Here is a 6,626-nt window from a genome sequence, read left to right as displayed (position 1 = left end):
CTGCGTGTCGTAGCCGTGCTCGAGCTCCATGATGAAGTTGTGGGCGTTCGCCGCGCGTGCCGCCTGCTCGATCTCCTCATCCGTCGCGTCGAGCCGCCCGTAGCGGATGTTCTCACGGATTGTCGTCGAGAAGAGCATCGTCTCCTGCGGCACGAGACCGATCTGCCCGCGCAGGGATGCGAGCGTCACGTCGCGGATGTCGTGTCCGTCCACGGTGATTGTGCCGCTGTCCACCTCGTAGAAACGCGGAATGAGGTTTGCAATCGTCGACTTGCCCGCACCCGAGGGGCCGACAAAGGCAATCATCTCGCCCGGTGCCGCCTCGAGGCTCACGCCGTCGAGCGCAGGACGCCCCTCCTTGTAGGAGAATTTCACGTTATCGAAGCGCACGCGCCCCTCCACGGGCGGGAGCGGCTGCGCATTCGGGCGATCCGTAATGCTCTCCTCGAGATCGACAATCGAAAAAACGCGGTCGACCGCAGCCATTGCCTTTTGGAGGTTGCCGTAGATGCGCGAGAGGCGCTTGACAGGATTTGCGAGGTTGACGGCATAGGTGAGGAACGCAACGAACGCGCCCGCCGTGATATCGCCGTTGACGACCTCATAGCCGCCGAACCAGACGATGAAGGTGACGGCGATTGCCGCGAGGAATTCCACAGTCGGCGTCAGCATGCTCGTCTGCTGGACGTTCTTCATCACCGCCTCGAAATTGCGCTGATTGCTGTGCACGAAACGGTCGATCTCATAGTCCTCGCGCACAAAGGATTTCACGACGCGCGTCGCAGAGAAGCTCTCCTGAAGCAGCGCCGTGATCTCGGCAAGGCGCTGCTGAATGACCGTACTCGACTGCTTGATCTTGCGCCCGAAGATCTTCATCGCCTGCCCGACCATCGGAATGACGACGAGGGTCAGGAGAGAGAGCTTCCAGTCGAGATAGAACATGAGGGCAAGCGAACCGATGAGGATGCACCCCTCCGTCACCATGTCGATGAGGTTGTCCACGAGCGCAGACTGAATTGCGGCGACATCGTTTGTGACGTAGCTCATGATCTCGCCCGTCTGGTGGCGGTCATAGTACGCGAGCGGCATGCGCTGGAATTTGCGGAACATGACCTCGCGGACGTCGATGATGACCTTCTGCCCGATGTAGGAGACGAGGTAGGACTGCCCAAAATAAAAAATCCCGCGCAGGAAAAAGATGACGACGATGCCGATGCAGATGGCGTTCAGAAGCGCCATGTTCTTGTCGGCAAGCACGTCGTCGATCATGTCCTTGATGATCCACGGGACGTAGAGGTTCGCCGCTGAGGCGAGGATGATGCACACGATCGCGAGTCCGAATTTCTTCACGTACGGGCGCATATAGGCAAGCAGTCTTGTGTAATTCTTCATAGTTCTCCTACGCAAAGGATAAATAAGGGGAAGTCCTGTCAGCAGACGCTCAAAGCGCCCCTTCCACCGCGTACGCGGTCCCCCTCCCCCGCTCTGGCGGGGGAGGCTTTGCGTTACGGCATATTAGCTTCCCCCGCTAGAGCGGGGGAAGTGGCGAACGAAGTGAGCCGATAGGGGCGCTCAGAGCGCAGCTCCTTTCCGCACACTAATCAAATTCACGTTTCAGAAGTTCTCGCAAGTGCAAGAATCTTCTCCGCTACGCGACGTGCAGCGTGTGGTTCGCCGAGCAGGGCAACCGCGCGTGCAAGGCACTCCGTCACATAGTCGCGCGGCGCACCGTCCGCAATGATCTCCTCCATCGCCGCCGCAATGCGCTCAGGCTGCACCTCATCCTGCAAGAGTTCGGTCTCGAACGTCTCTCCGAGCAGGATGTTCGGCAGGGAGAAGCGCGGCACATCGACGAGCAGCCGCCCGACGAGATAGGAGAGCGCGGACATCCGATAGAGGACGACGGCGGGCAGCCCCATGATCGCCGCCTCCATAACGACCGTCCCCGATGCCGCAATCGCCGCACGCGCAATCCCCATGAGCGCGTAGCGCGCGTCATGGGTAAGCGTCACCTCCACGGAGGAGGCCGCAAGATGTCGCTGTATCTGCGCCACATCCACCCCGCCCGCCACGGGCAGGAAGAAACGACGCGCGCCATCCTGCGCCGCAAGAATCTCCGCCGCGCCAAGCATCGGCGGGAGCAGCCGCTCGATCTCCTCACGGCGGCTGCCCGGCATAAGGAGGATCGGCACATCGTCCGCACCGATGCCGAAGTGACGGCGCGCCGCCTCCTCTGTCATCTCCGCGTGCACTGTGTCGATGAGCGGATTGCCGACGAAGGAGATGTTCGCGCCCGCCGCCTCGTACGGCGGCAATTCGTGCGGGAAGATTGCAACGATCTCGTCCGCAACCCTGGCGCAGGACTTTGCACGTCCCTTGCGCCACGCCCACGCAGAGGGCGGAATATAAGAAAAAACGGGGATGCCCCGCTCTTTCGCCCGCGCCGCGAGCCGCCAATTAAAGTCCGGATAGTCGATGATGACGAGGACATCCGGCCGCTCCTCCTCCATGAGCCGCGTGAGGTCGTCGAGGAGGGCGAAGATGCGTCGGAGATTCAAGAGAACCGCCGAGATCCCCATGACGTTGTAGTCTGTATAGTTCTGACGGAGGACGACGCCCGCCGCCGCCATCTCCGCACCGCCAAACCCAATCAGGGAGACGGCGGGGTCGAGCGCACGCAGTTCACGCGCGAGCGCCGCCCCGTGGAGATCGCCCGAGGTCTCCCCCGCCGAAAGCATGATTTTCAAGTGGGCAGACCTCCCTATCTATGCTATGTGAAAGACATCAACATTCGCAAGAGGCGCCCCTATCGGCTTGCTACGCTCGCCACTTCCCCCGTCGCGACGGGGGAAGCTAGATTACCGTCTCCCAAAGCCTCCCCCGTCGAAACGGGGGAGGGGGACCGCGCAGCGGTGGAAGGGGCACCCATATTCCTTCTACTACATCGCAGCAATCGTAATGCCGTTTGCCTCGGCAAGCGCAACTGCGCGCTCCTTGTCAATGAAGAGAGTCCTGTCCGCCTCGATCACGAGTGCCGCCGCCTTTGCCGCGACCAGCGACTCGATCGTATCAAGTCCGACCGCAGGCACGTCAAAGCGGCTGTCCTGCTGCGGCTTTGCCGCCTTTGCAACAACCGCACCGCTACCCGCAAGCTGACCGCCGCGACGGATGCACGCATCCGTCCCCTCGATTGCCTCGAGCGCCATGACCGCACGATTCTTTACAACGGCGGTCTGCCCGACATCGAGACGACCGATCTCGCGCGCCATTTGGAGGCCATACTCCATATCCGCACGCTCGGCATCGCTCGGTGCGCGGCTCGTCAGCACACCAACCGAAGGCATCAGCGGACGGATGAGTGCCGTCTGATCGAGCGGGGTCACGCCGACCTTCATCAGAGCGCCGACGAACATCATCATGATTGTATCGTCATTCTGATTTGGCAGTTGCATGAGCATCCCGCGCAGCATCTCGTCGGGCTGGATCTGACCCGTAAAGAGCAGTTCCTTCGTCACCTTGCCAATCATCGTGACCTTCTTGATCTCTTCCTGCTGCAAATACGCAAGAATTGAGGCAATCGAGCCGATGCTGATCTCACGGTAGACCGACGCCGCATCCTTCAGCTCAGGATCGCAGTCCGGCAAGAGTGCAATCACGTGTACCTCGTAGCCGAGCGCACGCGCCGCACGCGCGCACGCGGCGGGCAGATGTCCAACACCCGCGAGCAGACCCAGTTTTTCCATTATTATCCCTCACTCATCCTCGTGACGTTCGCGACAGATTCCGCGCTCCGCATTGCGGAGGAAGCGCAGCAGATGGTCGATCTCCTCGCAGGAGTCCACCTCCTGCTCGATGACCGCAATCGCCTGCGTGAGGTTCAGCCCCGAACGGTAGAGAATCTTATATGCCTGTTTGATGCGGCGGCGCACGTCGATGGGAATGCCCGCACGCGAAATGCCGACGCTGTTCAGACCTACGGCGCGCGCGGGATGCCCGTCCACCATCGTGAACGGCACGACATCCTGCACGAGCTTCGACGTACCGCCGATCATCGCGTTGCGCCCGATCTTCACAAACTGATGGACGCCTGCCATGCCGCCGATCACAACGCCGTCCTCGACAATGGCGTGCCCCGCGAGCATAGCCGCGTTGCTCATGATGATGCGGTTGCCGAGTATGCAGTTATGCGCGATATGTGTATATGCCATGAGCAGGCAATCGTCGCCGATGCGCGTCTCCTCGCCCTCGCCCGTCGCGCGGTGCACGGTCGCGCACTCGCGGATCGTCGTGCGGTCACCGATGAACGTATAGCTCTTCTCGCCCTTGAACTTCAGATCCTGCGGCACCTCACCGATGGATGCGCCCTGGAATATATGGCAGTCACGGCCGATCTGTGTCCACTCCTTGATCACAACGTGCGGGCCGATCTTCGTCCCCTCGCCAATCTGGACATGATCCGAGATGACCGCATAGGGCCCGATCTCCACGTTCCGTCCAATGCGCGCTGTCGGCGCAACGACGGCAGTCTCATGGATATATGCAAGAACCTTGCTGCTGCCTGTCATCTATTTCAACTCCTTCAGCCCCAAATGACTTTAGGGCAGACATTTTCCACTCTCTCTTATCATCCGGCAGGAAGGCTGTAGATTCACCTCGGAAAATCATCCGCATTCGCCGAATAATCCCTTTTATCGGTGGATTATGTCCGGTTTTCCTGCATTTATAGCTCAGTTTTTAGAGCTCATCCCCGTTTTTCAGTGCAAATTTGAAATCTGCCGAGGCAACGAGCTCATTCGCGACATAGGCATCCGCGTGCAGCACACCGAAGACACCGCGCACGCGCACGAGCTCCGCCTTCGTCACGACGACATCGCCGGGCACAACGGGGCGCTTGAACTTCACATTCTCCATCCCGCCGAAAAGCGCAATCTTACCGCGATGTTCCTCGGGGTAAAGCATGGTGACGCCGCCCACCTGCGCCATCCCCTCGAGGAGAAGGACGCCGGGCATGATCGGATGCCCCGGGAAATGCCCGAGGAAGAACGGCTCGTTCATCGTCACACACTTGATCCCCGTCGCCGATTTGAACGGCACCAAGTCCGTGATCCGATCCACGAGCAACATCGGCGGGCGATGCGGCAGAATCTGCTGAATTTCATTGATGTCCAAAGTCATGCTATTCCCTCTCCTCTGCAATCTGTTTCGCCAGCGCCGTATTGAGTGCGTGCCCCGACGCAACCGCTATGATATGACCGCGAATCATGCCCGCCAGACGCAGATCCCCAAGCACATCGAGAATCTTGTGCCGCACGAGCTCGTTCGGGAAGTTCAGCGGATTCATCCACCCCTCATCGTTGTAGACAATCACCGTCTCGAGCGAGCCGCCGAGTCCGAGGCCGTTCGCCTGCAGCGCCGCGACCTCCTTCTCATAGGCAATCGTCCGCGCAGGTGCGATCTCCTTCTCATACACCTCGGGCGTAACCTCGAGATCGTAATACTGTACGCCGATCAGCGGGTGATCGTTCAGCGACGTGAACGAGACGCGCAGCCCGTCGTAGGGCAGCGCCATGATGAAGTGACTGCCGTCATCCACGCGATAGATGCGGTCAATCACCGTCACCCGCCGCTCTGCATCCTGCTCCACCGTGCCCGCCTCCGCAATCAGGCGGAAGAAGGTGCGTGCACTGCCATCCACCACGGGCGGCTCCTCCGCATCGAGCAGAACGAGGCAGTTATCCACGCCGTGCACGTGCAGGGCGCTCATCAGATGCTCGATCGTAAAGAATTTCAGCGTCCCCGCGCCGATCGTCGTTGCGCGTAGCGTCGCCGTCACATGCGCCGCCGTTGCAGGAACGGGCACAGCCTCGGGCAGGTCGGAGCGCGCGAACACAATCCCCGTCCCCGGCGCTGCGGGAGCGAGTTCCATATGTACCGGCTTGCCCGAGTGCAGCCCGATTCCATCGTAGACCACACGCGCAGCCAGCGTTCTCTCTTTTTGCAAGTCATATCCTCCCAGGACACTGACACAGTCTAATCCATTTACATGATACTAAAATTTTTTCGAACTTGCAAGGGATTTGACAGATTGTCTTCCTTCTGCTATGATAATGGCAAGCGCATATGCTCTCGGAAGCACTGATAAATTCAGCACGGACATCTTGGCACATCTTTTTCCTCCTGTCTTTGTCAACAAATCCTCCACATAGCTCTTGCTATGCGTCCGGTTTGTTTCCTTGACAGGATAAAAAATCTGCACCAATCTGACCGACTTCATTTTATCAGCGATTCCTCCCATTATCGGGGATGTAATGGTCTCGACGGGGATGGGTAGTATGTGGACAGCGAGCCGGGGGGTCATCAACCCGTTAGTAAGGTGAAACTTTTATTTAAACATAAAAGCAAACGAAGACTACGCTCTGGCGGCTTAAGCCAGCCCCTTTCCATCTGCCTCCCGCACGGAGGGATACAGGGGTCAACTGCGGGATACCTGAGAGCCATCGCACGATAACTCTCACGGGAACCTCATCGTGATCGGCGCATCGTACCCTGTCTGCGGGGGACGGGGTGCCTAAAACAAAACACAGACTGCGCTCGGAGAAATCCATGTAGTATTATCTTCGGACAGG

Annotated in this window: 6 protein-coding genes, 1 other RNA gene and 1 pseudogene (1 of these 8 only partly in view); 1 reads left to right on the top strand and 7 read right to left on the bottom strand. The window is 59.4% G+C overall.

The genetic code is table 11. From position 1 onward, the window contains the following. From AXF19_RS06170 to AXF19_RS15260, 7 genes and pseudogenes are all read right to left on the bottom strand, one after another. Nucleotides 1-1,392, bottom strand: a 1,392-nt coding sequence (locus AXF19_RS06170; protein ID WP_237141718.1) for an ABC transporter ATP-binding protein, incomplete at its 3' end; no start/stop codon positions are given. A 215-nt stretch (nt 1,393-1,607) separates the two neighbouring features. Continuing rightward, on the bottom strand, nt 1,608-2,747 hold the full coding sequence (gene lpxB / locus AXF19_RS06165; RefSeq protein WP_066846482.1) for a lipid-A-disaccharide synthase: 1,140 nt from the start codon (nt 2,745-2,747) through the stop codon (nt 1,608-1,610). Between the two features lie 192 nt (nt 2,748-2,939). Then, nucleotides 2,940-3,743 (bottom strand): LpxI family protein, encoded by an 804-nt coding sequence (locus AXF19_RS06160; protein WP_066846480.1) that lies wholly within the window; start codon nt 3,741-3,743, stop codon nt 2,940-2,942. Between the two features lie 9 nt (nt 3,744-3,752). After that, a complete protein-coding gene (gene lpxA, locus AXF19_RS06155; protein ID WP_066846477.1) occupies nt 3,753-4,565 on the bottom strand; it encodes an acyl-ACP--UDP-N-acetylglucosamine O-acyltransferase in 813 nt (270 codons plus the stop codon). A gap of 169 nt (nt 4,566-4,734) precedes the next feature. Beyond that, complete coding sequence (gene fabZ / locus AXF19_RS06150) at nt 4,735-5,175, bottom strand: 3-hydroxyacyl-ACP dehydratase FabZ (RefSeq protein WP_066846466.1); 441 nt, start codon at nt 5,173-5,175, stop codon at nt 4,735-4,737. A 1-nt stretch (nt 5,176) separates the two neighbouring features. Next, on the bottom strand, nt 5,177-6,001 hold the full coding sequence (gene lpxC, locus AXF19_RS06145) for a UDP-3-O-acyl-N-acetylglucosamine deacetylase (protein WP_084784782.1): 825 nt from the start codon (nt 5,999-6,001) through the stop codon (nt 5,177-5,179). Nucleotides 6,002-6,127: 126 nt separating this feature from the next. Further along, a pseudogene (locus AXF19_RS15260) lies at nt 6,128-6,274 on the bottom strand (ABC transporter substrate-binding protein); the annotation flags it as partial. 25 nt (nt 6,275-6,299) lie between these two features. Here AXF19_RS15260 and ssrA point away from each other — a divergent pair. After that, nucleotides 6,300-6,626: a transfer-messenger RNA gene (ssrA, locus tag AXF19_RS06140) on the top strand; it runs 105 nt beyond the window's last position.

The sequence above is a fragment of the Selenomonas sp. oral taxon 126 genome (assembly GCF_001683335.1).
GTDB lineage: Bacteria > Bacillota > Negativicutes > Selenomonadales > Selenomonadaceae > Centipeda.
The sequence above is the reverse complement of the archived record's forward strand: the minus strand, read 5'-3'. Positions and strand labels throughout refer to the sequence as shown.